The following is a 26,190-nucleotide window of genomic DNA, read 5'->3' on the forward strand; positions in this document are numbered from 1 at the left end:
GGCCGTGACGACGACACTGACTCCGCCGGACACGACCCCGCGCAAGTCCCCGGGCGGGCGGCGGCCCAGGTCGGCCCGCGCCGGCGGCACGCTGCACGCCGGGCCGGTCGCCTACCTGATCCTGGCGCTGTTCACCATCGGCTCGTTGTTCCCGCTGGTGTGGACGGCGATCGCCGCCTCCCGCGACAGCAACCGGCTGGCGCAGACACCGCCGCCGTTCTGGTTCGGTTCCAACCTCTTCCACAACCTGGACCTGGCCTGGAACGACGCCAATCTGGGGACGGCGTTCTTCAACACGACGATCGTGGCCGGGACGTCGGCCGTGACGATCGTCTTCCTCTCCACGATCGCCGGGTTCGCCTTCGCCAAGCTGCGGTTCAAGGGCCGCGGCGCGCTGATGCTGATCGTCATCGGCACGATGATGGTGCCGCCGCAGCTGAGCATCATCCCGCTGTACATGATGGTCGCCAAGCTGGAGTGGACCGACCAGCTCCAGTCGGTGATCCTGCCGTCGCTGGTGAGCGCCTTCGGTGTGTTCTTCATGCGGCAGTACCTGATCCAGGCGCTGCCGGACGAGATCATCGAGGCGGCCCGGGTGGACGGCGCGAGCAGCTGGCGCGTGGTGTGGCACGTGGTGTTCCCCGCGGCGCGCCCGGCGATGGCGGTGCTCGGCATGCTGATGTTCGTCCAGACGTGGAACGACTTCCTGTGGCCGTTCCTGGTGCTGAGCCAGACGGGCAACCCGACCGTGCAGGTGGCGGTCGCGGGCCTGGGCCGCGGGTTCACGCCCGACCAGTCCCTGATCATGGCGGGCGCGCTGCTGGGCACACTGCCGCTGCTGCTGGTCTTCGCGATCTTCGGCAAGCAGATCGTGGGCGGCATCATGCAGGGTGCCGTGAAGGGCTGACGCCCGCCGCCGCACACCAGCGACCTCCCGGGGGCCGGGTCAGCGCCGCCTCGGCCCCCTTTCCGCACCCGCACCTCTTCCCCCCATCCTCCGTCGGTCTCGACGACCTCGACGACCACCCATGGGAGCGCTTCCATGTCCGAGTCCGCACAGTCGGTCACTCCGGTGTCCTTCCCTTCCGCCTTCCTCTGGGGCGCCGCGACGTCCGCGTACCAGATCGAGGGGGCGGTGCGGGAGGACGGCCGCACGCCGTCGATCTGGGACACCTTCAGCCATACGCCGGGCAAGACGGCCGGCGGCGAGCACGGTGACATCGCTGTCGACCACTACCACCGCTACCGCGACGACGTGGCGCTGATGGCGGAGCTCGGCCTGTCGGCGTACCGCTTCTCCGTCTCCTGGCCCCGGGTCCAGCCGACCGGACGTGGTCCGGCGGTCCAGGTGGGCCTGGACTTCTACCGCCGCCTGGTCGACGAGCTGCTGTCGAAGGGCATCAAGCCGGCTATCACCCTCTACCACTGGGACCTCCCGCAGGAGCTGGAGGACGCGGGCGGCTGGCCGGAGCGCGACACGGCGTACCGGTTCGCCGAGTACGCGCAGATCGTCGGGGAGGCGCTCGGCGACCGGGTGGAGCACTGGATGACGCTCAACGAGCCCTGGTGCAGCGCGTTCCTCGGCTACGCGTCCGGTGTGCACGCGCCGGGCCGCACGGAACCGGCGGCGTCCCTGCGGGCGGCGCACCACCTGAACCTGGCGCACGGACTGGGCACCACGGCACTCCGGTCGGTGATGCCGGCCCGCAACTCGGTCGGGATCAGCCTGAACTCGTCGGTGGTGCGGCCGTTGTCGCAGTCGCCGGAGGACCTGGCCGCCGTCCAGAAGATCGACGACCTCGCCAACGGCGTCTTCCACGGTCCGCTGCTGCACGGCGCGTACCCGGAGACGCTGCTCGCCGCCACCTCCTCCCTCACCGACTGGTCGTACGTCCTCGACGGCGACCTGGAGACGATCCGCCAGCCGCTGGACGCGCTGGGCCTGAACTACTACACGCCCACCCTGGTCTCGGCGGCGGACGCCGATCCGAAGGGCCCGCGGTCGGACGGCCACGGCACCAGCGACCACTCTCCCTGGCCGGGCGCGGACGACGTCGCCTTCCACCAGACGCCGGGCGAACGCACCGAGATGGGCTGGACGGTCGACCCGACCGGCCTGCACGAGCTGATCACGCGCTACGCGAAGGAGGCGCCCGGCCTGCCGCTCTACATCACGGAGAACGGCGCGGCCTACGACGACAAGCCCGACTCCGACGGCCGCGTCCACGACCCCGAGCGCATCGCCTACCTGCACGGCCACCTCCGGGCCGTCCGCCGCGCCATCACCGAGGGAGTCGACGTCCGCGGCTACTTCCTGTGGTCCCTGCTGGACAACTTCGAGTGGGCGTACGGCTACGAGAAGCGGTTCGGCGCGGTGTACGTCGACTACGCCACGCTCGCCCGTACGCCGAAGTCGAGCGCGCTGTGGTATGGCCAGGCGGCGAAGTCGGGCACGCTGCCGCCCATCGAGACCGCCTGACACGGGGGAACGGGGGGAAGGGGCGCGGCACGTCGTGGGAGCGTGCCGCGCCCCGCTGTCTTCCGAGCGTCCGAGCTCCGGTTACGACTCGTCGAACAGGTCTTCGGCGGCCGAGGCGGTGAGGGACCGGTCCAGCCAGGTGCCGAGGATGTCGAGATCGGTGCAGGAGGTGACCCGCTCCCGTACGGCTTCGGGGACCGCAACGCCGCGCAACTCAAGGACACGGAGGATGTCCGCGGCCCGGCCGTTGGTCTCGCCCGCGATCAGGGTTTCCTCGATGAGGGTGCCGCTGCCGGGGAAGCGGGGTGTGTAGGTGGCCATCAGGTGCCTCCACAGTGCACGGGCCTGGGTGTCGCCCAGGCCGACTTCGGTGAATTCCGCCCAGCGCTTCGCGGTCTCGCCGCCGCCCTTCGAGACCGCTCGCCCCGGGACGCGAGAAAGGGGCGCGGCACGCTGTGGGAGCGGCCGCGCCCCGCCGTCTCTCGGGAGCACCGCTCACGCCTCTTCGAACAGCTCTTCGGCGGCCGCGGCGGTGAGGGACCGGTCCAGCCAGGTACCGAGGAGGTCGAAGTCGGCGCAGGAAGTGATCCGCTCCCGTACGGCCTGGGAGACCTCGACACCCCGCACGTCGAGAATGCGGAGGATGTCAGCGGCCCGGCTCTCGACCCGGCCCTCGACCCGGCCCTCTGCCCGGCCCTCTGCCCGGCCCTTGGTCTCGCCCGCGATCAGGGTTTCCTCGATGAGGGTGCCGCTGCCGGGGAAGCGGGGTGTGTAGGTGGCCATCAGGTGCCTCCACAGTGCACGGGCCTGGGTGTCGCCCAGGCCGACTTCGGTGAATTCCGCCCAGCGTTTCGCGGTCTCGCCGCCGGTCTCGGCCACTGCCTCCGCCAGCGCGTCCAGTATCGCAGGAAGGTCCGGATCCTTGGCGTGGGCGAGCGCGGAGAAGACGGCGAGGGCGAGGTCCTCGCTCGCCTCGTCCGGGTCGGTGACCGCGGGAACGTTGCCCGGGCCCAGGACCAGTGGGAAGACCGCCATGCTGGTGTGCACGGGCAGGCCGATCCGGACGGGTTCCGCCGCCCAGGACGCGGTGGCCTTGTCCCGGCAGACGACCAGCAGGATCGGGGGCAGCTGGTACTTGGCGTAGAGGTGCGCCAGGTAGTACGTCCAACTGCTCGGCTTGTCCTGGTCCGGCTTGCCCTGGGCCTCGACGGCGAGCAGGAAGCTCCCGTCGTTCGCCGTGTCGACCCGGAAGAGGGTGTCCACCCGGCGTGCCAGCGGCCTGATCTCGGTGAGATCCGTGTCCAGGTGCTGGATCGCCGTGGGCTGGGGGAAGGCGATGCCCGCCCGGGGCAGGGCCCGGGCGAAGAGCCCCGGATCCTCCCGGAAGATCTGGTGCATCGCCTCATGCGCTGAACTGACCATGTGACGGAACGTAGGCGGGTGCCGGGTGCGGTCAATACCGTTTCGCGGCTTATTCAGCCCTTTGGGTGAATGTGCCACCGGCCTATGCCTAACTCGGCTGTCCGAGCTCGAACCAGGTGGCTTTGCCCCGGCCCGGACCCTGGGTGCAGATGCCCCAGGCGTCGGCGCCGCCGGCGATGAGGTGGAGGCCGCGGCCGTCCTCGTCGTCGTGGGCGGGGGTTCGGGGGGTGGGGAGGCCCGGGGCTTCGTCGTGGACGAGGACGCGGAGGCGGCGGTGGGGGTCGGTCCAGCCGGCGTGGAGGGTGACAGGGGTGGTGCAGCCCTTGTCGGCGCAGGCGTTGATGGCGTTGGTGACGGCCTCGGAGGTGAGGAGGACGGCGGTGTCGACGAGGCCGGGGTGGGAGGAGACGAGGAGGAGGGTGCGGACGGCGTCACGGGCCGTGCGGACCCAGGCGGGGTGAGGCGGGAAGGTGAGGGAGACGCTTGGGGGGTCGTCCATGGGAGGGTCCCTTCGTCGGTCGGTGGTGGATCCACGCGGTGACCAGGTCCGTGCCTCGACAAGTGGCCTGAGGGCGGGGGTGCTTCCTCGCGGGTGACTTGTCGTCGACGGTAGGGAAATGTTTTCCTTCACAGCAAGCTTCTCCCTGCACTGTCACCTAAGTGGGTGACCAGCCAACAGCTCGATGACTCTCTCCGGTCGAGGTCGGCAGACTGCTGAACAGGAGGTCGACATGGCACCCAGAACCAACCCCAGCGAGCGTCAGCGCCGGCTGGGAGCAGAGCTGCGCAAGCTGCGCGTTCGAGCCGGGCTGACCGGCGAGCAGGCCGCCGCCTTCCTGGACGCGGACCGCGCCCGCGTCAGCAACATCGAGACGGGGCGCATCGACGTGTCCCGCAACCGCCTCTACAAGGTGTTGCGGGAGTACCGCTGTCCTCCAGGACCGTACTTCGACGCCCTCATGGCCATGGCACAGGAGAACGGGAAGGGCTGGTGGGACGAGTTCAGCGAGACGATCGGCCCGGCGGCCCGGGATCTCGCCGAGCTCGAAGCCCGCTCGACGGTGCTGCGCACCCACAACCCGCTGGTGATCCCGGGCATGCTGCAGACCAAGGAGTACGCCCGTGCCGTCCTCGCCGCCACGGAAGCCGAGCCACAACGGGCCGACCGGTACGCGGAGTTCCGCCTCCGCCGGCAGGGCGTGCTGACGAGCGGGTCGCCGGTGGCCTGCCACGCGATCATCCACGAAGCCGCACTCCACACCCGGGTGGGCAGTCCGGCGGTCATGCGCAGACAACTGCTGCGGCTGATGGAAGTCTCGCGCCTCCCCAACGTGACCGTGCAGGTGTACCCGTTCGAGGCGGGCGTCTACGCCGCCCACAGCCGGTCGTTCGTCATCTTCGGCACAGGAGTCGCCGAACTGGACACGGTCTACCTGGAGCATCCGACGAACTCGCTCTTCCTCTGGGATGGAGCTCAACTGGATGAGTACGCCAGAATGTTCGAGCGACTCTCGGAGCTGGCGCTGGCGCCCATCGATCCGGAGACGGCACCCGAGTCGCACGAGTCACGCGACTCCCTGAGCCTCATCCAGCATGTGATGTACACCCTTTGAAAGGACCCCGCCGTGCCTCACCTTGCCTGGCAGAAGTCGTCGTTCAGCACCGGCGGCGAGGGCGAGTGCGTAGAGCTGGCGGCATCCGCTCCCACCCGCCTCCACCTCCGCGAGAGCGACCGCCCGGAGGAGGTCGCTCTCGTGGCGCCCCGTGCTCTCGCGGCGTTGCTGGACGCCGTGAAGGACGGTGGCGCGGGGCGTTGACCCCGTGGGGTCACTGGTAGGTGGCGAAGGCCTTCGAGAACGCGCCGGCGTCCTGGACGATCGAGCTGCACGTGGGGTCGGCGTAGGTCTTGGCGCCGCCCGTGCACTGCTTGTCGCGGGTGGCGGACCACATCGACAGCCAGCCGAGTCCCTTGGCCTTCGCGAAGGCGACGAGTTGGGTGGCGTCGTCGACCGTGAAGATCTCGGAGGTGACGTCGTTGACGCCGATCATGGGGGTCACGGCGACGGCCTTCCAGGCGGCGGCGTCGCTCAGGCCGAGGACGCTCTTGATCTGGGCCTGGGTGGCGGTGGCCGCCTGCTCGGCGTAGGTGCCCATGTCGCCGCTGTACGCCGCGCCGTAGTCCATCGCCATGATGTTGACGCCGCTGATCGCCACACCGTTGGTCTCCGCGTTGGCCAGCAGGTTCACGCCGTCCTGGGTCAGGCCCTCCGGCATCACGGGGAGGGTGAAGGAGACGTCCAGGTCGGGGTGGAGCTGCTGGAGCGTGGCGATCGCCTGGGCGCGGCGGGTGTTCGCGGCCGTGTTCGGCAGCGCGCCGCCCTCGATGTCGAAGTCGACCTTGGTGAGGCCGTACGCGTCCACGACCTTGCCGTACGCCGTCGCCAGCGCGTCCGCCGACGAGCAGGTCGTACCCAACTCGGAGCCGGCCGCGCCGCCGAAGGAGACCCGGACGTCACCGCCCTCGGCGCGCAGGGCGCCGATCTGGGCGGCCACGGCGTCGGCGGCGAGGTCGGTGACGCCACCCCACTTGGGCGTACAGCCGCCGCCGTCGGTGACAAAGGCGAGGTTGTACTCCTTCACGCCGGTCGCGGACGCGTGGGCGAGGAGGTCGAAGGCGGGGTAGAGGGAGGTGTCGACGTAGGGGGCGAAGCCGGCGGAGGCGGCGGTGCCGGTCCCCGAGCCGGTGCCGGTGCCGGTGCTGGTGCTCGCCGAGGGGGAGGCGGTGGCCGTCGGGGTGGAGGCGGTGGCCGTGGGGCTCGCGGTGGCCGACGCGGTCGCCGTGGCCGTCGGGGTCGCGCTCGCGGTCTGCGTCGGGCGGCCGCTCGGCTCGGGGGTCGCGCCCTCGTCCGCCGAGCAGCGGGCGCCGTCGACGCGGCAGCCGGACGGATCGCCGCTGCCGTTGACGACGAACCCGACGGTGACCGACTCACCGGCCGCGAGGCCGTCGGTGTCCCACTTCGGGGGCGTCACGGTGACGTGCTGTCCGCTGACGCCCGACTCCGCGTTCCACAGGGAGCTGAGTCTGGAACCGGCCGGCAGATCGAACTCGAGGGTCCAGTCGGCCTTCACCGCACCGCTGTTGTTCGTGACGACGTACTGCGCGGTGTACCCCGTCGACCAGTCGCTGGTCTTCGTGTACGCGGCGCCGACCCCGGCCGCCTGGGCGGTGCCGGTGAGCAGGACCGCGCCGCCGCCGACCACGGCCGCGGCGACCACGCCGCCGATCGCCTTGTTCCTGCCGCTGAACTTGCGCCGGTGCGTACTCATGGCGTGCCTGCCTTCGTGGTTCACGGGGGTTCCAGGGAGGTCCCGGAGGGGGACGCGGCAGCACGCTAGCGATCCCGAATCGGGCAAAGCGCCTGATCGGGACGGGGGTCGGTGATCTTAGGGTGCGCTTAAGGAAGGGATCGGGGGCGGTTAAAGGTGGCGGCCCCTCTGCCCTGCCGGCGCCTGCGCACCGGACCCCGGTGTCCTCTGCGCCCCGGCTCGCGCCCGGTCCGCCCGTCGACCTGAAGCCAGATCCGCACCTCGGTGCCGCCCAGCACCGACGAGCCGATCCGTACGTCGCCGCCGGTCGACTCCGCGAGCCGGCGCACGATGTCCAGGCCCAGCCCGGTCGACCCGGCGTTCCCGGACCCCCGGCCGCGTGCCATCGCCGCCTCGGGGTCGGGTATGCCGGGCCCCGCGTCCGACACCAGGACGATCACCGCGTCCTCGCCGTTGTGCACGTCCACCGCGAAGGCCGTGCCCTCGGGGGTGTGCCGGAAGACGTTGCCGAGCAGGGCGTCCAGCGCGGCCGCGAGATCGGCGCGGGCCACGGGTATGCGCACGGGACGGTCGACGCCGGCCAGCCGCACCGTGCGGCCCTCGTCCTCCGCGAGCGCCGACCAGAACGCCATCCGCTCCCGGACGACCTCGGCCGCGTCGCACCCGGCGCCCGGGCCCGCCGCCGCGGTCTGCGGCTTGGCCTCGCGGGCCGTGCGGATGATGGTGTCGACCTCGCGTTCGAGCTGGGCGACCGCGGCCCGGGTCTGTTCGGCGGCCGGGGAGTCGCCGAGGGAGGCGGCGTTGAGCCGGAGCACGGTCAGCGGGGTGCGCAGCCGGTGGGAGAGGTCGGCGGCCAGCTCCCGTTCGTTCGCCAGGAGCTGGACGACCTGGTCGGCCATGGAGTTGAACGCGACCGCCGCCAGCCGCAGTTCGTTCGGCCCCTCCTCGGGGACGCGCACGCCGAGCTTCCCCTCCCCCAGTTCGTGGGCGCCCTCGGCCAGCCGCTGGGCGGGCTGCACCATCCGCACGCCCAGCCGGTCGGCGACGGCGACCGAGCCGACGACCAGCGCGACGCCGACCGCCGCGAGCACCGCCCAGGCCGTGGCGACGCCGTTGCTGACCTCGGACTCGGGGACGTACACCTCGACGACCACGGTCCCGAGGCTGAGCGCGACGGGCTGGAGCAGGGCGGAACCGCCGGGCACCTCGGCCGTGGAGGCGCGGCCCAGCTCGCGGACGGCGTCGATGTCCGCGCCGGTGGCGCGCTGCCGGCCGAGCTCGACGGCGGCCCGGCCGTCACTCGCCGGGATGTGCACCGCCATCCCGTCGTCGGAGCCGGCGGAGGCGACGACCCGCTCCAACTGCTCGCGGTCGGTGGTGATGGACAGCGCGGGGACCACGACGGCGGCCTCCCGCTCGGCGTTGGAGAAGGCGCGGTCGCGGGCCATCTCCTTGATGACCAGACCGAGCGGGACCGCGAAGGCGACCACGACCATCGCGGTAACGGCCAGGCAGACCTTGACCAGTGCCCATCTCATCGCGGCGGCTCCCCGTCGGACTGCGCGACGGGCGGTTCCAGCTTCACGCCGACGCCCCGCAGGGTGTGCAGATAGCGCGGGCGGGCCGCCGTCTCGCCCAGTTTGCGGCGCAGCCAGGACAGATGGACGTCGATGGTCTGGTCGTCGCCGTAGGACTGCTGCCAGACCTCGGCGAGCAGTTCCCGGCGCGGGACGACGACGCCGGGGCGGCCGGCGAGGAAGGCGAGCAGGTCGAACTCGCGGCGGGTGAGGTCGAGTCGGACGCCGTCCAGCTCGGCCTGGCGGCGCAGCGGGTCGACGGTGAGGCCGCCGACGCGCAGGACGGAGGAGGGCGGGGCGTCCCCGGCGCCGGCGCGGGAGCGGCGCAGGACGGCCGCCATGCGCGCCGAGAGGTGATCCACCGAGAAGGGCTTGGTCAGATAGTCGTCCGCCCCCGCGTTCAGCAGCCGGACGATCTCCGTCTCGTCGTCGCGGGCGGTCGCGATGATGACGGGCACGTCCGTGATGCCGCGCAGCATCTTCAGAGCCTCGGAGCCGTCCAGATCGGGCAGTCCGAGGTCCAGGACGACCACGTCGAAGCGGAAATGGGCGACCTCGCGCAGCGCCTCCAGTGCTGTCCCGACGCTGCGCACGGTGTGCGAGGCGTCGGTCAGGTGCCGGATGAGCGCGGAGCGTACGAACTGGTCGTCCTCGACGACGAGCACACTTGCCATGCGCCGCACCGTACGCCATGCGGGCGACGGGCATTCGGGCCTGTGGACAACTCGGCTCCTGTGGACGACCGGTGGACCGTCCGTGCGGCACCCGTGGCGCGTGGGGCAAGATGGCCCACGATGCGCAGAGCACTCGTACACGTACTGGCCTGGACGCTCGCCACGGGCGCGGCGACCACGCTGTCGTGGTGGGGTGTCCACACGGTCATGGCGGGCACCGCGTACGACCCGCCGCGCGCCGTGCCCCTGGCGGCCGGGGACACGGCCGCGCGGGAGTCGGAGCCCCCGACGCCGGTTCCGACGTCGGCGCCGGTGTCGGCGTCGCCCGAGGGCCGTCCGGCGTCCTCCGCGAGCCCCTCGCCCAGTCCGTCGCCGGAGCCGAGCCGCACGTCCCGCTCGCCCGCCCCCGCGGATCCGTCCTCGACGGCGGCCGCCTCCCCGACCCCCACCGGGCGGGTCCGCAGCTACGACACCGACGGCGGGCGGGTGGTGTTCGAGCTCCAGGCGGCCTCCGCGACGCTCGTCTCGGCGACACCGGACGCGGGCTGGTCGATGCAGGTGTGGAAGACGGAGACCTGGATCCGTGTGGAGTTCACCTCGGGCGCGGACCATGTGTCGGTGTTCTGCACCTGGCACGACGGGCCGCCGCGGGTGGAGGTCGGCACCTACTGAGGTGCGCCCCGCTCCTGAGACGCTCTGCGCCTGCCGAGGCGCGCCGTGCCTGCCGAGACGCGTCGTGCCTGCCGAGGCGCCCCGCGCCTGCCGAGGTGCGCCGTGCCTGCTGAGACGCCCCGCGCCTGCCGAGGTGCGCCGCCGGACCGGCCGGGCCCGGCCCTACCGGAACGCGTCGGGCGGTGGGGCCGGTGACGCCACCGCCGAGGCGTCGACGACCGGGGCGGCGCCGCCGGTGAAGTCGGTGAGCGCCCTGCCGTGCTCGACCCGGCCGGAGTGCGGGTCGGAGGCGGCGCGGCGGGTCAGTTCGGCGACCGGCAGGGGGAGGTCGCAGGCGACGAGGACGGCGTTGCCGAACCGCTTGCCGCGCAGCACGGTCGGGTCGGCGACGAGGGCGAGTTCCGGGAAGCGGGCGGCGGCGGTGGCGATCTGGCCGCGCAGGTGAGCGAGCGGGGGGCCGTCGGCGAGGTTGGCGGCGTAGAGCCCGCCGGGCCGGAGCGCCCTGCGGACCTCGTCGAGGAACTCGGTGGAGGTCAGGTGGGCGGGGGTGCGGGCGCCGCTGAACACGTCGGCGATGACGAGGTCGGCCCACCCCTCGGGCACCTTGAGCAGTCCCTCACGGGCGTCGACGGACCTGACCCGGATCCGGGCGCCGGGGTCCAACGGCAGCTCCCGGCGGACCAGTTGGACGAGGCGGGCGTCCCGCTCGACGACCTGCTGGGTGGAGCGGGGGCGGGTCGCGGCGACGTACCGGGCGAGGGTGAGGGCGCCACCGCCGAGGTGGACGACGTGCAGGGGCCTGCCGGGCGGTGCGGCGAGGTCGATGACGTGGCCGAGCCGCCGCTGGTACTCGAAGGAGAGGAACCGCGGGTCGTCGAGGTCCACGTGCGACTGCGGGGCGCCGTCGACGAGGAGGGTCCAGGCCCTCGTCCGGTCCCGGTCGGGTATGAGCTGTGCGAGGCCGCCGTCGACCGGCTCGGCCACGGTGGCCTCGGTGTCCCGCCCGCGCCGGGAGTTCCTGGACTTTCCCATGCGGGCATTTTCGCAGCCGGGCCAGGGCCGCGCCGACCGCGGACGCCCCCATGACCGCCTACCGGCACGCGTCCGCCGCCTCGATCGTGCGGGCCGCTTCCCCCAGCGCGCGCCGGAGCACCGCCGGGGGGTGCGTATCGAGGTCGGCCTCGCCAGGTGGGACCAGCCAGTCCGAGCCCTCCACCGGGGGCTCGGGGTCGAGTCTCAGTCCCCGCCCCTCGGTCTCCGTACAGGTGCTTCCCGGGACGTCCCAGGCGGCCGCGGTGCCCGGCGGCACGAGGAAGGCGAGGGTGTCGCCCCCGTCGTGGAGCACGGGCCCCACCCCGTCCCCCGCGGCCCGGCGCAGGATGTCGACCGCCTCCAGCCCGTGCCGGGTCGGCACCGTCACCAGGTCACAGGCCGTCACCGACGGCGTACAAGGATCGTTGCTCTGGCTGGTCACCATGCCGGCCTCCACCGCGCAGCCCTCTTGCAGTCCGCAGTGGTCAACGCGTCACACCGTCAACGGCTACGGCGGAAGTCCGCCGCAAAGGATGGCAGTTCATGGCAGATCGGGGATGAGATATCCGGTTTGTAGCCAAACACTGCGTGGCGACACAGCAACAGCAGGTACGTTCTTGCCCGCTGGAGACCGGGGTGAGCGCCGCGCGAAGAGGCGGTCGGTCCACCGGGAATCCGGCATGGTTCGACGGTTCGCACGAGAGGACCCGGCCATGGCGTCGTCAACGGTGCCCCCACCCCGGCCCAACCGGCCACCACGGCCCAATCTCGCTTTCCGGCACCTGCGCGGACAGCGTTCGCCGGCCGAGTTCGCCGCGCTGGTACGGCGGGCCGCACGCGAGATCGGCGAGGGGGTCAGCTGTGACGCGCGTTACATCGGCCGGGTCGAGGCGGGGGAGATCCGTTGCCCCAACTACGCCTACGAACGGGTGTTCCTGCACATGTTCCCCGGCCGCACGCTCACCGATCTGGGGTTCGCGCCCCGCTCGTCCGTACGCGGGCGAGGGGCACGGACGACCGAGGACGCGCCGTGCGTGGATGAGACGCACGGGGTGTCCGAGCCGTATGACCCGCAGGACACGTACGACACGCACCACAACCACGAGGAGAGCGACGTGCTGCGTCGCGCATTCATGACCGGCGGAGGCGCCACGGTGGCCGCCGCCTCGCTGGGGCCCCTGGGGCTCGCCCTGGACGCGTCGGCGGCCGAACGGCCCGTGCGCCGTGTCGGGGCGGGCGAGGCGAGCGCCCTCGAAGAAGCGGTCCGCAAAATCCGGCTGCTGGACGACCGGCACGGCGCCGACGGCCTCTACCGGCGCGCGGCGGCACCGCTGCGCGCCGCGTACGCGCTGCTGGACGCCGGCACCACCCGGCAGACGACCGCCGACCGGCTCCACTCGGGCGCCGGGGAGCTCGCCATCTCGGTGGGCTGGCTGGCACACGACTCGGGGCGTTTCGACGACGCGCGCTCCCACTACGCGGAGGCCCTCGCCACCGCCCGGACGGCCGGGGACGAGGCACTGGAGGCGCACGCCTTCTGCAACACGGCCTTCCTCGCGCGGGACGCGGGCCGGCCGCGCGAGGCCGTGCGCGCCGCGCAGGCCGCCCAGCGCGTCGCGCGGCCCCTCGGCTCCGCCCGGCTGATGTCGCTGCTCGCGCTGCGCGAGGCGGGCGGCTGGGCCGGGCTCGCCGACCGCACCGGCTGCGAACAGGCCCTCGCGCGGGCGCAGGCCCTCTACGGGCGGGGCTCCTCGGACGCCGACCCCGAGTGGATGAGCTTCTACGGCGAGGCCGAGCTGGAGGGGCTGGAGGCGCAGTGCTGGTCCACCCTGGGCGACTGGCCGCGCGCGGCCCGGCACGCCCGGCGGGCGGCGCAGCTCCAGGACCCCCACTTCACGCGGAACATCGCCCTCTACACCGCGGAGCTGGCGGACGACCTCGCGCGCGGGGGACGGCCGGACGAGGCCGCGGCGGCGGGGATGCGGGTGCTGGACCTGCTGGGGCAGGTCCAGTCGTCGCGGATCCAGACGATGCTGGCGGGTACGGCACGGGTACTGCTGCCGCACCGGCGGGCCTCGGGGGTGTCGGAGTTCCTGGAACGGCACGCCTCCGCGCCCCGCACGGTGTAACGCCCCGCGGGTGTAGCGCCCCGCACCGTCTGACGCACCGCGGGTGTAGCGCCCCGCGCCGTCTGACGCCCTGCGGGCGTAGCGCCCCGCGCGGTGTAGCGCCCCGCGGGTGTAACAGCCCGCACGGTCCGGTCGTCCCGGAACCGCGCTTCCCTCGGAGCCGAGCGGCAGGGACCGTGCCGTCGGCCCCGCGCGCCGGGGACCATGCCGTCGGTCCCGCACGGCAGGGACCATGCCGTCGGCCCCGCACGGCAGGGACCATGCCGTCGGTCCCGCACGGCAGGGACCATGCCGTCGGCCCCGCACGGCAGGGACCATGCCGTCGGCCCCGCACGGCAGGGACCATGCCGTCGGTCCCGCACGGCAGGGACCGTGTCGTCGCCCGGCGGCGACACGGTCACCCGGCCGCCCGGTCGTCCCCCGACGCGCGGGGGCGGGCGTGCCGGATCAGTCCGCGAGCAGGTGCCCGCGGTCGTTCCAGCTCTCGATCGCCGGTTCCCCGTAGGCCCAGCCGAGGACCGACAGCGACGTCGGGTTCAGCCGTATCCGTGCCGCGAAGTCCAGCGGCAGCCCCAGCCAACGCGCCCCGATCGACCGCAGGATGTGCCCGTGGGCGAAGACCAGCACGTCCCGGTCGGCGGACCGCGCCCACGCGACCACCTCGTCCGCGCGCGCGGTGACCTCGGCGAGGCTCTCCCCGTCGGGCACGCCGTCGCGCCAGATGAGCCAGCCGGGGCGGACGGCCTGGATCTCGGCGGGCGTCATGCCCTCGTAGGCGCCGTAGTGGAACTCCATGAGCGTGTCCCACTCGGTGGCCCGCTCGCCGAAACCGGCCAGCTCGCACGTCTCCCGCGCGCGGGCCAGCGGGCTGGTGCGGACCTCGACGCCGGGGAGGCCGTCGAACGGCGCCCGGTGCAGCCGCTCGCCGAGCAGCTTGGCGCCCCGGCGGCCCTCCTCCAGCAGGGGGATGTCCGTCCTGCCGGTGTGCTTGCCGGACAGCGACCACTCGGTCTGTCCGTGCCGGGCCAGCAGGATGCGCGGTGCCATGGGGGACCTTTCCGGGGGTAACCCTGAGAGAACCAAGGGATGAGTCGACGGCGGAACCCTTCCATCATCGCTCACCCTGGAACAGGGCAACCCGGGGGGCGATCTGTGCGTCTTTGAGGGCCGGGGGCGTCCGGGGAGGGCGCGCGCTCACGCCGTAAAGTGGCACCTCCCGTGCCACTGCCGGCGCAGCGACGAGAAGGGGGAGGCGATCGGATGCCGCAGACCGAGTCACCGGGCACCGAGGCGGTCCCGCGGAGCCGGCTGCGCTGGTGGACCGAACTGCCGCTGATCCTGCTGGTGTACGCCTGCTACTCGGCGGGCCGGCTGCTCGCCCGGGGTGACGTCGGCACCGCCGTCGACCACGGTCTGGCGATCCTGCGCGTCGAGAAGTTCCTCCACATCAACGCCGAGCACCCGCTGAACCGCCTCTTCCGCAGCGAACCGTGGATCGGCGTGCCGGCGGACTTCTGGTACGCGTCGCTGCACTACCTGGTGACACCGGTGCTGCTGGTCTGGCTGTTCCGCTCGCGTGCCGTGCACTACCGGACGGCCCGCACCTGGCTGATGACGTCGACGTTCATCGGCCTGATCGGCTTCACCCTGCTGCCCACCTGCCCGCCCCGGCTGCTGGCCGCGGAGCACGGCTTCGTGGACACCATGGCCCAGTACAGCTCCTGGGGCTGGTGGGGCGGCGAGGCGAGCGCGCCGCGAGGGCTGGGCGGCATGACCAACCAGTACGCGGCGATGCCGAGCCTGCACGTGGGATGGGCGCTGTGGTGCGGGGTGATGCTGTGGCGCCACGGCGGCACACGGGCGGCGCGGGTGGCGGGTGTCGTGTACCCGCTGGTGACCACGATCGTGGTGATGGGCACCGCGAACCACTACTTCCTCGACGCGCTCGCGGGCGCCGCCGTGATGGGGGCGGGCCTGCTGCTGACGCCGCTGGTGCTGCGCCGCGCGGAGCGGATGCGGGCCTGGTACGTGTCCCGCGTCCCGCGCCCCGCGGCGCGTGTCCCGTCCGTCCCGGCGCCCTCCGGGGGCGCGGAAGCCCCGATTGTCAGTGGCGGATGCCAGACTTCCCCGGGTGAGCGAATTCCACGGCAGCGCGAGTCACGGTTCGGGCCCCAGGCCGAGCCGGGTGCCTCCCCCTCGGACGCGGGGGACGGCGCTCCGGCAGCGGCTCGCTGACCTGCGCGGTCCCGACGTACCCGCCAAGGCTCTGGACGCCCGGGCGCTCGCGGCGCTCGCCGCGAACCCGGGGTGCAGGCGGCGCGCGCTCCTCGACGGCGCCGGGGTGGACAAGGCGGCGCTGGCGGGCGCGCTGGGCTCGCCGTCGGCCTTCGGCCAGTCGCAGTTCGCCCTCACCCGGGGCAACGCCTTCGAGGCGAAGGTGAAGGCGGACGGCGGCGCGGAGCTGCTGCGCCTGGTGCACGAGAAGCTGGACCCGCGCGCCCCCGCGCCCACCGGGGCGAGCGTCCCCGACCTGTCGGCGGCCGGCCCCGAGGGCCGCACCGCCCGGACGGCGCTGGCGCTGCGCGAGGCCGCCGAGGCGGCCGGCACCTGGACCCTGCTCGACCACCCGATGCTCGCGCTCGACGTGGCCGGCTCCCCCGCCTTCCTCGAACCGGACGCGGTGGTGGTGCACCCGGACGGCGGCTGGACGGTCGTGGAGATCAAGTCGTTCCCGATGCTGGACGGGTCGGCGGACCCGGCGAAGGTCGGCGCGGCGGCCCGCCAGGCCGCGGTGTACGTGCTGGCGCTGGAGGAGGTCGCCGCCCGCCTCGACCCCGCGCCGCAGGTGCGCCACCGTGTCCTGCTGGTCTGCCCGAAGGACTTCTCCAACCTGCCCACCGCGTCCGCCGTGGACGTCCGCAAGCAGCGTGCGGTCACCGGCCGCCAGCTGGCCCGGCTCACCCGCATCCAGGACATCGCCGACGCCCTCCCGGAGGGCACCTGTTTCTCCCCCGAGCTGCCCGCCGAACAGCTCACGGCGGCGGTCGCGTCGGTCCCGGCGACGTACGCGCCCGAGTGCCTGGCCGCGTGCGAGCTGGCGTTCCACTGCCGCGACCGCTCCCGCGCGGCCGGCGCGGTGACCACGCTGGGCCGCCCGGTCCGCGCCGAGCTGGGCGGGCTGACGACGGTCGAGGAGGTGCTGGCGGCCGCGCGCGGGGAGACCGGCGATCCGGACGACCCGGCGGTGGCGGCCCTGCGCCGGGCGGCACGGTTGCGCGGCGAGGTCCTGGGGGCGATGTGTCGCTGATCGCCACGCTCGCCCGCCTCGAGGCCGTCGCCACCGGCCGGGCGCAGCCCGCCGCCACCGTCCGCCACCGGCACCTGTCCGACCACCCGCTGGTGTTCGTGCCGCTGACCACCGCCGGTGAGGCCGGCGCCCCGCTGGGCGCGCTGGTCGGCACCGACCGGGACGCGCCGCGCCTGCTGGTCGTCCCGCAGCCGCGCGACCGCGACCTGCGGTTCGCGTTCCTGGCCGAGCTGGCCGACACCGTGCTGCCGTACATCGACTCCTACGCCGACACCGTCGAGGCCGCCGAGCGCAACGAGACGGACCCGGAGACCGGCAAGCGCGTCAAGGTCGAGGTCGAGCTGTGCGCCGACGCGCCCCAGCTGATCGTCCCGAGCCGCGCCGGCGTCGACTTCGTCCGTCTGCTGGGCCGCTCCATGCGCTTCCGGCGTACGGCGGAGCAGGACCCCGAGACGCCGTACCCGGCGCCCGCGCGCGTGCCGCTGCTCGGGCGGTGGCTGACGCACTTCGGGGAGCGGGCCCGGGTGCCGGGATCCTCGCTGCTGACGGCGCTGACGGAGGTGCTGGGCCGGCACTGGGCGACCGGGCAGTCCAGCCTGGAGGACCAGCACCTGGGGGCGCTGCTCGCCTGGATCGACCCGCCCGAGGGCGCCTCGGGCGCCGAGGCGGCGCTGCGGGCCGAGCTGGCGCGCGACGCGGAGGGCCAGCTGCTGTGCCCGCCGGCCGGCCCGGCCACCGACCCGGCGTTCGACAACAAGCTGCTCGCCCCCGCCATCGAGCGCTACGACCGGGCGCGCACCGCCCTGGCCGCCGCCGAGGACGGTCTCCAGGCCGACGACCGGCTCGGCGCGCTGACCGCCGCCGAACGGGAGATCCGTGCCCTGGTCGAGAGCCGGACGCGGCCCACCTGGGACGCGGTGTGGCGCGGGCTGGACCTGCTGCGGACGCTGCCCGAGGGGGCGCACGTCGAGGAGCGGTGGACGCGCGACCGCTGGTCGTTCACCGGCCACCGCGACCGCGTCCTGGCCGGCGAGCCCCCGCAGCCGCGCCGCGACGACGCGGTCACCGCCGCCAACAAGCTCGCCACACGCGAGCGGGAACAGGCCCGGCTGGAGGCGCAGGAGGCCCTCGACGACCCGCTGGTGATGGCGGGGCGGCGGCTGGCCGGGGAGGCGTTCGCGGGCGAGGTCGTCGACGTCGTCATGGCCTACAGCGAGGGCAGGCGGCCGAGTCCGCGTCCGCTGGTCACCGTGCGCACGGACGACCGGCCGCACCTCGGGGAGCGGGTGAAGGTGTTCCGGTCGCTGGGCGGCAAGCCGCAGGCGGCGGAGTTCGTCGAGCGGCAGGGCGAGGACGACGAGGGCCTGCTGGTGCTGCGGATCGTCGACAAGATGGGGCGCGGCAAGGAGCCGGAGAAGGGGTCGGTGCCCGAGAAGGGGGAGCGGGTGTGCTTCACCCTCTTCGAGCACGAGCAGCGCGGCGGCGCGAAGCTGCCCGACCCGGAGCAGACGCCGTGGACGCACGGCGGGCCGCCCGGGGAGCAGGCGCCCGAAGCGCCCGATTCCGTCACTCAGGAGGACGTGCTGTGACCACCCAGGCCGCGTTCGACCCCGGTACGGCCGCCGCCCGCGCGACCGACGCCATCCTCCACGACACGCTGCACGGCACGGCACGCGGTGTGGTCGTGGACTCCCCGCCCGGCGCCGGCAAGTCCACGCTCGTCGTCCGCGCGGCGCTGGAACTGGCGGACGCCGGGCACCCCCTGATGGTGGTGGCGCAGACCAACGCCCAGGTCGACGACCTGGTCCTGCGGCTCGCCGAGAAGAGCCCCGAGCTGCCGGTGGGCCGTCTGCACAGCAGCGACGCCGACGCGTACGACAAGGCGCTGGACGACCTGGCGAACGTACGGAAGTCGGCGAAGGCGGCCGATCTGGCCGGGCTGCCCGTGGTGATCTCCACGGCGGCGAAGTGGGCGCACGTGAAGGTCGACGAGCCGTGGCGGCACGCGATCGTGGACGAGGCGTACCAGATGCGCTCGGACGGTCTGCTGGCCGTGGCGGGGCTGTTCGAGCGGGCGCTGTTCGTGGGCGATCCGGGGCAGCTGGACCCGTTCGCGATCGTGGGCAGCGAGCAGTGGGCGGGCCTGTCCTACGACCCGTCGGCGTCGGCGGTGACGACGCTGCTCGCCCACAACCCGCGGCTGCCGCAGCACCGGCTGCCGGTGTCGTGGCGGCTGCCCGCGTCGGCGGCACCGCTGGTGTCGGACGCGTTCTATCCGTACACCCGGTTCCGCAGCGGCACCGGCCACGGCGACCGGCGTCTGTCCTTCGCCGTCCCGTCGGACGGCTCCGCCCCCGACCGGGTGATCGACGAGGCGGCGGAGTCGGGCTGGGGCCTGCTGGAGCTGCCCGCCCGCCACACGCCGCGCACGGACCCGGAGGCGGTCCGGGCGGTCGCGACGGTGGTGCGGCGCCTGCTGGACCGGGACGGCGCGGCCGTCTCGGAGCGCTCCCCGGCCCCGACGCGGCTGACCGCCGACCGGGTCGCCGTCGGCACGGCCCACCGCGACCAGGCGGCGGCGGTCCGGGCGGCCCTCGCCGAGCTGGGCGTGGCGGACGTCATCGTGGACACGGCGAACCGGCTCCAGGGCCGGGAGTTCGACGTCACCGTCGTCCTCCACCCCCTCTCCGGCCGCCCCGACGCCACCGCCTTCCACCTGGAGACGGGCCGCCTGTGCGTCCTCGCCTCCCGGCACCGGCACGCGTGCGTCGTGGTGTGCCGGGCGGGGGTGGGCGACCTCCTGGACGACTATCCGTCGACGGAGCCGGTGCAGCTGGGGACGCTCGTGAAGTTCCCGGACGGCTGGGAGGCCAACCACGCGGTGCTGGCCCACCTGGCGGAACACCGCGTGACATGGCGACCGTGAACCGCCCGACACCGGACGCCCCAGCACCGGACGCTCCGACACCGGACGCCCCGGCACCGGACGCCCCGGCACCGGACGCCCCGACACCGGACGCCCCGGCACCGGACGCACATCGGCGGTACCACCGGCCGGGGGGGCTCCGGCAGCTCCGGCGGCTCCGGCTGGCGGGCAGCTCCGGCGGCCCGACCGCCCCAGCGGTCCGGCGGCTCCGGCAGCCCCAGCCGCCCGGGAGCCCCAACGGCCCGGCGGCTCGGCGGCCCGGCAGCTCGGCGGCCCGGCGGCCCAGCAGCCTGGCGGTCCAGCAGCCCAGCAGCCCAGCGGTCCGCAGTGCGACGCCCCGAGCCGCGGCCGATGCATACCGTCCGGACCGCTGGGCAGCCAACCCCGCGGTGCCGGCGCGCCCGGGGCATCGGGTGTCCCGGGAACATCGTGCGCCCCGGGAGCCTTGAGAGTGCGGGCCCCCGGCCCCCTTGCGTGCCCGGGGGACAATGGAAGGTGGTCCGCTCACCGGTGGCGCCACCCCGACCGTACGAGGAGGAGAAGACATGGCGGAGCCCACGCCGCGTCGGAACCAACCGCGGCTACGCCCCGCGCCCCTGCTGTTCGAGCCCGCGGAAGCGGCAGGCGATCCGGAGCACTTCTTCGACCTGGAGTCGATCGACGACCCGGGGGCGCTGCTGGCGCGTGCCACGGAGCTGACGCTCGCCTTCCAGGCGGCGGCCGACCGGGCGGTGGAGTTCCAGGCCATGGCGGCGGCCCAGCTCGCCGATCCGCGGCGGTTCGACCGGCTGACGCCGGCCGACATCGCCGAGCGGGCCGAGTGGACCGAGGACTACGCGAAGAAGATGGTCGAGTTCGGGCGGGACCTGCTGAAGGGCGAGGTCGAGGGCCGGGAACACGTCGACCCCGTGTAGGGCACGGCCACCCGTCGGGCGGACGGCCCTCCCGGAGGACACCGCGCTCACCGACGTCACCCTCCGTAATCTTCTGGCATATGCCAGGCGCGTAAGATACCCGCTCCCGCCCCTCCCTGTCCCGATTTCCCCCAACCCGGGGAACCGGCTGCTCACGCCCGGTAGACCTGACGGCATGAGCAGCGCCTGGGAATCCCGCCTGACCGATCGCTCCGACGCCGCCGGAGTCACCGGAGTCACCGCCGACGGCGCCGCGTGGCTCGCCTCCGCCAACACCTCCCCGCACGGCACGCTCGCCCTCTGGGCGGAACGGCCGCACGCCCCCGTGGTCCTGCCCTGCGGGTCCGTCTTCGACATCGTGAGCGCGCCGGCGCTGTTCGGGCGGCTGATGCTGGACCGGCTGTGGGGCGAGGGCCCCGGCTCCGGACCGGTGGCCGCGTTCCGCGGGCGCACGCTGCTGTTCGCCGCGCCGGGCACGGCCCGGCGGCTGCCCTCGCTGCTGGAGTGGGAGGAGTGGAGCGCCGACGGCCGCCCGGACGGCCGGACGAGCACCGTCCCACCGCTGCTGTGCCACGGCACCGGCGACGCGGTGACCGTGCCGCCCCCGCTCACCTCCCCGCAGGACGCCGCCACCCGCTGGATGGTCGCCCCCGACACCCGGCACCCCTGGCTGCCGGGGCCCGAGATCCTGCTCTGGGCGGCCGTCCGGGCGGCCCGGTCGGCCGTGCGGATATCGATTTCTCACCCCGCCGACCAGGGTGCTAAGGTCTACGACGTCAGCAGGCGCCGCTAGCTCAGTTGGTTAGAGCAGCTGACTCTTAATCAGCGGGTCCGGGGTTCGAGTCCCTGGCGGCGCACGACACCGGAAGGCCCCTCGCAGCAGCGAGGGGCCTTCCGTCCGTTCCCCGCCACCGCATCCGGGCGGCCACCGCCGGATCAGGCCGTGATGCTCATGGTCCACGTCCCCGTCACCGTCCGCTCCTCCACCTCCACCCGGACGTCCTCCCCCGGCACCGTGAAACTCTCACCGACGGTGACCGGGGCGTCCGCGAGGGGCGGGTAGACCGAGTCCGCCCAGCAGGCCTCGGTACCCGGGTGGGCGTCGACCACCTCGACCGGCCCCCGGCCGGACTCCGCGCCGCTGTGGACGCGGTAGACGAGGATCCCGGCCCGGCAGGCGCCGTGGTCGTTGCCGATCGGACCGCGCACCTCGAAGGCGAGGGCGGTGTCGGTGCCCGTGCGGACGACCGCGAGCTTGGCGCCGTGCCCGAGCCCGAAGCCCGGCACACCGGGAATCCCGGCCACCGGCGTCCCCGCGCCGGCGGCCAGCGGCTCCAGCGTGAGCCGGGCCGACGGCGCCCCCTCGGCCACGCACACCACCTGGCTCGGCTCCAGCCAGCCCAGCTTCCACTTGTGCCAGGCGAACAGATCCGGCGCCAGTCCGAACTGGCTGCCCATCAGGTCCCAGTCCCCGACGTGCGTGTCCCAGTCCCCCTTGCCGTCCGCCGGCCGCCGGTAGAGGTCCGGCAGGTCGAAGACATGGCCGGTCTCGTGGGCCAGGACGAGCCGGTCCGGCGGATGCTGCTCGAACACCGTGACGACACGCCGGATGTCCACGCCGTCGGCGTGCAGCGGCTCGTCCAGGTTCACGACCTTGGTGGCGTCGGAGTCCACACCGGGGGCGTCCGGATCGGCGACGAAGTAGACGACGTCGTAGCGGGAGAAGTCCACCTGGCCGTCGGCCGCGTCGAGCGCGTCGCGCAGATAGGTGGCGCGGTCCTCGGCGTTCCAGTCACGCTGTATGGCGTACGCGGTGGACGGCTTCGGCATGCGGACCCACCGCTTCAGCGGATGCGCACGCAGGGTGAACCTGCCGTAGGAGGCCCGGTGGAAGTAGTCGCTGGTGACCGGGAAGTGGTCGGCGGCGAGTTCGACGGGCGAGCTCATCGGGACCCAGTCGGGGAAGGACAGGAAGACCATCACCGCGTCAAGGGCGCGGTCCGGCCGCGGATAGGCGGTGTTCCAGGTGTCCAGTCCCTCGGAGTGGTGGGCGTCCGTGCGCTTGAGGGCGCAGGGCAGCGAGGAGAAGGGTTCGGCCACCGACGGGCCGGTGATCAGGGAGGTCGCGGCGAGCGCCGAGAGGGTCGTGAACACGGCCGCGGTGCTGCGCAGTCGAGGACGCGGGAGCTGTCGCGGCACGGAGACCTCCGGGAACGGTTCACGGGACACCGCACCCAGCCTGTGCAGATTTGTCGTACTACGCCCTGTTTATCTGCACCAGAAGAGTGAGACCCCGGAAACCGGGCATGAACCCCGACACCCCCGGAATACTCACGGAACGTCACAAGTGGTCGCCCGCTCGCAGAACCGTCCCGTGTGGGGGCAGAAACGATCTGTCAGAAAGGCGGGGTGTTCCGGGACACTGGGCAGTGGCTGCGCAAGTCCGGGGCCAGCCTCTATGATCGGCACACTTTCCTGGGCGGACAGAGATCGAGTGCACTGCGGGAGCGAGCGGTGAGCGGAACGTCCGAAGGGCCGACGCCCGCGGCAGACCTCGACCGGTCGGCCGTCACAGAGAGTGATCATCAGGCGTCTCCTCGTACGGGAGTGCCGGAACACCGGGAAGGCGCGGACCTCACGGACGGGACGGACGGTACGAGAACAGCAGGTGGGGACCGTCGCGACGGCCCTCCCCCGGCCTACCGTTCCGTCTTCGCGGCCGCCCCCCTCGCCATGGCCGTCGTCGACCGCGAGGGCCTGGTCACCGACGCCAACCGGGCGCTCGGCGCGCTGCTCGCCGGCGGCCCCGAGGACCTGGTCGGGCGGGTGGCCGCCGATCTGCTGGACCTGGCCGCCGACGCCCGCAGCTGGCACGCCTACCGCGAGGTGCTCCGCGGCCGCCAGGCCCGACTGCGCTGCACCCGGCGGCTGAAGCAGCCCGACGGACGCTCGCTGTGGGTGCAGATCACCGTCGCACCGCTGGACGGCGACCCGGCCGGCGTCCTGCTGTCCGTCGCCGACATCAGCGTGCACCGCGACCTCCAGGCCCGGCTGCGCCACCTCCAGATGCACGACCCCGTCACCCGGCTGCCCAACCGCACCCTGTTCTTCGAGCGGGTGTCGGCGGCGCTGGAGGCGGAGTCGTACGACGACGGCGGGACCGGCCGGATCGGGCTGTGCTACCTGGACATCGACGGGTTCAAGGCGGTCAACGACACCCTCGGCCACCGGGTCGGCGACCGGCTGCTCGCCTCCGTCGCCGAGCGGCTGACGGCGTGCGCGCAGGAGGCCGGGCGGAACCGGCCGAGCGTACCGCTGGTGGCACGGCTGGGCGGTGACGAGTTCGCGCTGCTCGTGGAGGACTCCACCGGCACCGAACAGCTCGCCGACCTCGCCGAGTCGGTGCTGAAGGCGCTCCAGGCGCCGTTCGACCTCGCGGGCCACCGGCTGAACGTCTCCGCGTCGATCGGGGTCGTCGAGCGGCACGCGGCCGGCACCACCGCCACCGGGCTGATGCAGGCCGCGGACACCACGCTGTACTGGGCGAAGGTGGACGGCAAGGACCGCTGGACGCTGTTCGACCCGGAGCGCAACGCCCACCTGATGACCCGCCAGGCCCTGGCGTCCACGCTGCGCCCCGCCATCGAGCGGGGCGAGTTCCGTCTGGAGTACCAGCCGCTGGTCGGCATGGCGGACGGGCGGCTGCGCGGGGTGGAGGCGCTGGTGCGCTGGGACCACCCCCGGTTCGGGCTGCTGCCGCCGAATCGGTTCGTCGCGCTGGCCGAGGAGGACGGCTCGATCGTGCCGCTCGGCCGATGGGTTCTGGCCACCGCCTGCCGTCAGGCCCGCCGCTGGCAGTTGGAGCGTCCCGAGGAGCCGCCGCTGTTCGTCAGCGTCAACGTGGCGGTCCGTCAGGTGTGGGACTCCGACCTGGTGACGGACGTGGCGGACATCCTCGACGAGACCGGACTGGCCCCGCACCTGCTCCAGCTGGAGCTGACGGAGTCCGCGGTGATGGGCTCGGCCGGGCGGCCGTTGCAGGCGTTGCAGGCGCTCAGCGACATGGGGGTGGGCATCGCCATCGACGACTTCGGCACCGGCTACTCCAACCTCGCCTACCTGAGCCGGCTGCCGGTGTCGGTGCTGAAGCTGGACGGGTCGTTCGTGCGCGGCTTCCAGTACGAGGGGGCCGGAGCGCCGCCCAACCCGGCCGACCAGGTCGTCGTCGAGGCGATGATCGACCTCGCGCACCGGCTGGGGCTGACCGTCACCGCCGAGTGCGTGGAGACGTCCGCGCAGGCCGGCCGACTGCGCAGCATCGGCTGCGACACCGGGCAGGGCTGGCTGTACTCCCGCCCGGTGTCCCCGGACCGCATCTCCGAGCTGCTGCTGGGTTCCGCGTCCTACGCGGTCGGCAACCCGTAGGCGTCGGCGACGAGTTCGTAGGAGCGCAGGCGCAGGGCGCCGCGGTGGGCGTGGCTGGTGAGCATCAGCTCGTCGGCGCCGGTGCGCTTGTGGAGGTCGTCGAGGCCGGAGCGGACCTCGTCGGCCGTGCCGTGCACGATGTTCGCGGTCCAGGAGTCGACGAACTCGCGCTCCAGCGGGCTGAACGCGTACGCCTCCGCCTCCTCCGGCGAGGGGAACAGGCCGGGCCGGCCGGTGCGCAGGCGGAGCATGTTCACGCCGGTGGCCAGGACCTGGCGGCGGGCCTCGCGCTCGTCGTCGGCGGCGAGCACGGAGACGCCGATGAGGGCGTACGGCTCGTCGAGGACCGCCGACGGGCGGAAGTGCTCGCGGTAGAGGTCGAGCGCGGGGACGGTGTTCTGCGCGGAGAAGTGGTGCGCGAAGGCGAAGGGCAGTCCGAGCAGGGCCGCGAGGCGGGCGCTGAACCCGGAGGAGCCCAGCAGCCAGACCGGCGGGCGGTGCCGGGACTGCACGCCGCCGGGGGACGTGGCCTGGACCGGGCCGGGGACCGCGTGGATCCGGCGGTAGGGGTGGCCGTCGGGGAAGTCGTCGTCCAGGAAGCGGGTCAGCTCGGCGAGCTGCTCGGGGAAGTCGTCGGCGCCCTCGTGCAGCCGGTCGGTGCGGCGCAGGGCGGCGGCGGTGGCGCCGTCGGTGCCGGGGGCGCGGCCGAGGCCGAGGTCGACGCGGCCGGGGGCGAGGGCCTCCAGGGTGCCGAACTGCTCGGCTATCACCAGCGGCGCGTGGTTGGGCAGCATGACGCCGCCCGAGCCGAGCCGGATGCGCTCGGTGTGGGCGGCGAGGTGGGCGAGGATCACCGCGGGCGAGGAGGAGGCGACGCCGGGCATGGAGTGGTGCTCGGCCACCCAGTACCGGTGGAAGCCGCGCGCCTCGGCGAGCCGGGCGAGGTCGACGCCGGCGCGCAGGGCGTCGGTGGCGGTGCTGCCGGAACCGACGGTGACCAGGTCCAGGACGGAGAGGGGGACGGGGGCGGTGCCGTGCGCCGTGCCGCGGATGCCGTCCGACGGGCGGTCGGCCGTCGGAGGGTCGTCCGCCCGGCGCTCGGCTGCCGCCGGATCGGCCGCCCCGCGCACGGCTGCCGCCGGATCGGCCGCCCCGCGCACGGCCGTCGCCGGATCGGCCGCCCCGCGCACGGCTGCCCTGTGCACGGCCGCCGCCGGGGTGCCCGCCTCGCGCGCGGTCGTCGCCGAGGCGTGCGTCGTGGTGTCGCCGTGCGTCGCGGTGTCGCCATTCGGCGGCTCGGGCGCCG

General features: G+C 73.7%; 24 protein-coding genes and 1 tRNA gene. 14 read left to right on the forward strand and 11 right to left on the reverse strand.

Going from position 1 to position 26,190, the window contains the following annotated elements; genetic code table 11:
• The first annotated feature begins 4 nt into the window (after nucleotides 1–4).
• Both ACFYWQ_RS04600 and ACFYWQ_RS04605 read left to right on the forward strand, forming a co-directional pair.
• Nucleotides 5–907: a carbohydrate ABC transporter permease gene (locus tag ACFYWQ_RS04600; RefSeq protein WP_389512736.1), complete on the forward strand. Its 903-nt coding sequence runs from the start codon at nucleotides 5–7 to the stop codon at nucleotides 905–907.
• Between the two features lie 135 nt (nucleotides 908–1,042).
• A complete protein-coding gene (locus ACFYWQ_RS04605) occupies nucleotides 1,043–2,479 on the forward strand; it encodes a GH1 family beta-glucosidase (RefSeq protein WP_389512738.1) in 1,437 nt (478 codons plus the stop codon).
• A gap of 81 nt (nucleotides 2,480–2,560) precedes the next feature.
• On the opposite strand, the gene ACFYWQ_RS04610 is transcribed toward ACFYWQ_RS04605, so the two are convergent.
• The 3 genes from ACFYWQ_RS04610 to ACFYWQ_RS04620 all read right to left on the reverse strand — a co-directional run bounded on the left by ACFYWQ_RS04610 (nucleotide 2,561) and on the right by ACFYWQ_RS04620 (nucleotide 4,400).
• A complete protein-coding gene (locus ACFYWQ_RS04610; RefSeq protein WP_389512740.1) occupies nucleotides 2,561–2,800 on the reverse strand; it encodes a hypothetical protein in 240 nt (79 codons plus the stop codon).
• Nucleotides 2,801–2,974: 174 nt separating this feature from the next.
• Nucleotides 2,975–3,901 carry a hypothetical protein gene (locus ACFYWQ_RS04615; protein ID WP_389512742.1) on the reverse strand — a complete coding sequence of 309 codons (927 nt, stop codon included), beginning with the start codon at nucleotides 3,899–3,901 and terminating at the stop codon, nucleotides 2,975–2,977.
• A gap of 88 nt (nucleotides 3,902–3,989) precedes the next feature.
• A complete protein-coding gene (locus ACFYWQ_RS04620; RefSeq protein ID WP_389512744.1) occupies nucleotides 3,990–4,400 on the reverse strand; it encodes an ATP-binding protein in 411 nt (136 codons plus the stop codon).
• A 232-nt stretch (nucleotides 4,401–4,632) separates the two neighbouring features.
• Between ACFYWQ_RS04620 and ACFYWQ_RS04625 the strand changes: the two genes are divergently transcribed.
• Nucleotides 4,633–5,514 carry a helix-turn-helix domain-containing protein gene (locus ACFYWQ_RS04625; protein WP_389512746.1) on the forward strand — a complete coding sequence of 294 codons (882 nt, stop codon included), beginning with the start codon at nucleotides 4,633–4,635 and terminating at the stop codon, nucleotides 5,512–5,514.
• Between the two features lie 12 nt (nucleotides 5,515–5,526).
• Nucleotides 5,527–5,718, forward strand: coding sequence for a DUF397 domain-containing protein (locus tag ACFYWQ_RS04630; RefSeq protein ID WP_389512748.1), 192 nt, complete (start codon nucleotides 5,527–5,529; stop codon nucleotides 5,716–5,718).
• A 10-nt stretch (nucleotides 5,719–5,728) separates the two neighbouring features.
• On the opposite strand, the gene ACFYWQ_RS04635 is transcribed toward ACFYWQ_RS04630, so the two are convergent.
• The 3 genes from ACFYWQ_RS04635 to ACFYWQ_RS04645 all read right to left on the reverse strand — a co-directional run bounded on the left by ACFYWQ_RS04635 (nucleotide 5,729) and on the right by ACFYWQ_RS04645 (nucleotide 9,479).
• Nucleotides 5,729–7,228, reverse strand: a complete 1,500-nt coding sequence (locus ACFYWQ_RS04635; protein WP_389512750.1) for a cellulose binding domain-containing protein — start codon at nucleotides 7,226–7,228, stop codon at nucleotides 5,729–5,731.
• Between the two features lie 128 nt (nucleotides 7,229–7,356).
• Nucleotides 7,357–8,766, reverse strand: coding sequence for a sensor histidine kinase (locus ACFYWQ_RS04640; RefSeq protein WP_389512752.1), 1,410 nt, complete (start codon nucleotides 8,764–8,766; stop codon nucleotides 7,357–7,359).
• Nucleotides 8,763–9,479, reverse strand: coding sequence for a response regulator transcription factor (locus ACFYWQ_RS04645; protein ID WP_389512754.1), 717 nt, complete (start codon nucleotides 9,477–9,479; stop codon nucleotides 8,763–8,765). The genes ACFYWQ_RS04640 and ACFYWQ_RS04645 overlap by 4 nt, the downstream gene beginning before the upstream one ends.
• 120 nt (nucleotides 9,480–9,599) lie before the next feature.
• Here ACFYWQ_RS04645 and ACFYWQ_RS04650 point away from each other — a divergent pair, with 120 nt between their 5' ends.
• Nucleotides 9,600–10,151 carry a hypothetical protein gene (locus ACFYWQ_RS04650; protein ID WP_389512756.1) on the forward strand — a complete coding sequence of 184 codons (552 nt, stop codon included), beginning with the start codon at nucleotides 9,600–9,602 and terminating at the stop codon, nucleotides 10,149–10,151.
• Between the two features lie 162 nt (nucleotides 10,152–10,313).
• Here the strand turns inward: ACFYWQ_RS04650 and ACFYWQ_RS04655 are convergent, their stop codons facing one another.
• Both ACFYWQ_RS04655 and ACFYWQ_RS04660 read right to left on the reverse strand, forming a co-directional pair.
• On the reverse strand, nucleotides 10,314–11,183 hold the full coding sequence (locus tag ACFYWQ_RS04655) for a spermidine synthase (RefSeq protein WP_389512758.1): 870 nt from the start codon (nucleotides 11,181–11,183) through the stop codon (nucleotides 10,314–10,316).
• 58 nt (nucleotides 11,184–11,241) lie between these two features.
• On the reverse strand, nucleotides 11,242–11,628 hold the full coding sequence (locus ACFYWQ_RS04660; RefSeq protein WP_389512760.1) for a hypothetical protein: 387 nt from the start codon (nucleotides 11,626–11,628) through the stop codon (nucleotides 11,242–11,244).
• A 268-nt stretch (nucleotides 11,629–11,896) separates the two neighbouring features.
• On the opposite strand from ACFYWQ_RS04660, the gene ACFYWQ_RS04665 reads away from it, so the two are divergent.
• Entirely contained in the window at nucleotides 11,897–13,312 is a 1,416-nt protein-coding gene (locus ACFYWQ_RS04665; protein WP_389512762.1) for a hypothetical protein, read from the forward strand.
• A 447-nt stretch (nucleotides 13,313–13,759) separates the two neighbouring features.
• Here the strand turns inward: ACFYWQ_RS04665 and ACFYWQ_RS04670 are convergent, their stop codons facing one another.
• Nucleotides 13,760–14,359, reverse strand: coding sequence for a histidine phosphatase family protein (locus tag ACFYWQ_RS04670; RefSeq protein WP_389512764.1), 600 nt, complete (start codon nucleotides 14,357–14,359; stop codon nucleotides 13,760–13,762).
• A gap of 213 nt (nucleotides 14,360–14,572) precedes the next feature.
• Between ACFYWQ_RS04670 and ACFYWQ_RS04675 the strand changes: the two genes are divergently transcribed.
• The 7 genes from ACFYWQ_RS04675 (at nucleotide 14,573) to ACFYWQ_RS04705 (ending at nucleotide 21,316) form a co-directional block, all read left to right on the forward strand.
• Nucleotides 14,573–15,547 carry a phosphatase PAP2 family protein gene (locus ACFYWQ_RS04675; RefSeq protein WP_389512766.1) on the forward strand — a complete coding sequence of 325 codons (975 nt, stop codon included), beginning with the start codon at nucleotides 14,573–14,575 and terminating at the stop codon, nucleotides 15,545–15,547.
• A complete protein-coding gene (locus ACFYWQ_RS04680; RefSeq protein WP_389512768.1) occupies nucleotides 15,498–16,619 on the forward strand; it encodes a hypothetical protein in 1,122 nt (373 codons plus the stop codon). The genes ACFYWQ_RS04675 and ACFYWQ_RS04680 overlap by 50 nt, the downstream gene beginning before the upstream one ends.
• Nucleotides 16,610–18,208 carry a hypothetical protein gene (locus tag ACFYWQ_RS04685; RefSeq protein ID WP_389512770.1) on the forward strand — a complete coding sequence of 533 codons (1,599 nt, stop codon included), beginning with the start codon at nucleotides 16,610–16,612 and terminating at the stop codon, nucleotides 18,206–18,208. Before ACFYWQ_RS04680 ends, ACFYWQ_RS04685 begins: the two co-directional genes overlap by 10 nt.
• Entirely contained in the window at nucleotides 18,205–19,545 is a 1,341-nt protein-coding gene (locus ACFYWQ_RS04690) for an AAA domain-containing protein (RefSeq protein ID WP_389512772.1), read from the forward strand. The genes ACFYWQ_RS04685 and ACFYWQ_RS04690 overlap by 4 nt, the downstream gene beginning before the upstream one ends.
• A 545-nt stretch (nucleotides 19,546–20,090) precedes the next feature.
• Nucleotides 20,091–20,459 (forward strand): hypothetical protein, encoded by a 369-nt coding sequence (locus ACFYWQ_RS04695; protein ID WP_389512774.1) that lies wholly within the window; start codon nucleotides 20,091–20,093, stop codon nucleotides 20,457–20,459.
• Nucleotides 20,460–20,532: 73 nt separating this feature from the next.
• Nucleotides 20,533–21,252 carry a bifunctional DNA primase/polymerase gene (locus tag ACFYWQ_RS04700; protein WP_389512880.1) on the forward strand — a complete coding sequence of 240 codons (720 nt, stop codon included), beginning with the start codon at nucleotides 20,533–20,535 and terminating at the stop codon, nucleotides 21,250–21,252.
• A tRNA-Lys gene (locus ACFYWQ_RS04705) sits at nucleotides 21,243–21,316 on the forward strand. The genes ACFYWQ_RS04700 and ACFYWQ_RS04705 overlap by 10 nt, the downstream gene beginning before the upstream one ends.
• Nucleotides 21,317–21,395: 79 nt before the next feature.
• Here ACFYWQ_RS04705 and ACFYWQ_RS04710 read toward each other — a convergent pair.
• Nucleotides 21,396–22,688 carry a M6 family metalloprotease domain-containing protein gene (locus ACFYWQ_RS04710; RefSeq protein WP_389512776.1) on the reverse strand — a complete coding sequence of 431 codons (1,293 nt, stop codon included), beginning with the start codon at nucleotides 22,686–22,688 and terminating at the stop codon, nucleotides 21,396–21,398.
• A gap of 285 nt (nucleotides 22,689–22,973) precedes the next feature.
• Here ACFYWQ_RS04710 and ACFYWQ_RS04715 point away from each other — a divergent pair, with 285 nt between their 5' ends.
• The gene (locus ACFYWQ_RS04715) at nucleotides 22,974–24,884 is read left to right on the forward strand and encodes a putative bifunctional diguanylate cyclase/phosphodiesterase (protein WP_389512778.1); all 1,911 of its coding nucleotides are present in this window, start codon (nucleotides 22,974–22,976) and stop codon (nucleotides 24,882–24,884) included.
• Here the strand turns inward: ACFYWQ_RS04715 and ACFYWQ_RS04720 are convergent.
• Nucleotides 24,863–25,936, reverse strand: coding sequence for an LLM class flavin-dependent oxidoreductase (locus ACFYWQ_RS04720; RefSeq protein ID WP_389512881.1), 1,074 nt, complete (start codon nucleotides 25,934–25,936; stop codon nucleotides 24,863–24,865). The two genes, ACFYWQ_RS04715 and ACFYWQ_RS04720, sit on opposite strands and share 22 nt — an antisense overlap.
• Nucleotides 25,937–26,190 lie beyond the last annotated feature (254 nt).

This window comes from Streptomyces sp. NPDC003247 (assembly GCF_042888135.1).
Classification (GTDB): Bacteria; Actinomycetota; Actinomycetes; order Streptomycetales; family Streptomycetaceae; genus Streptomyces.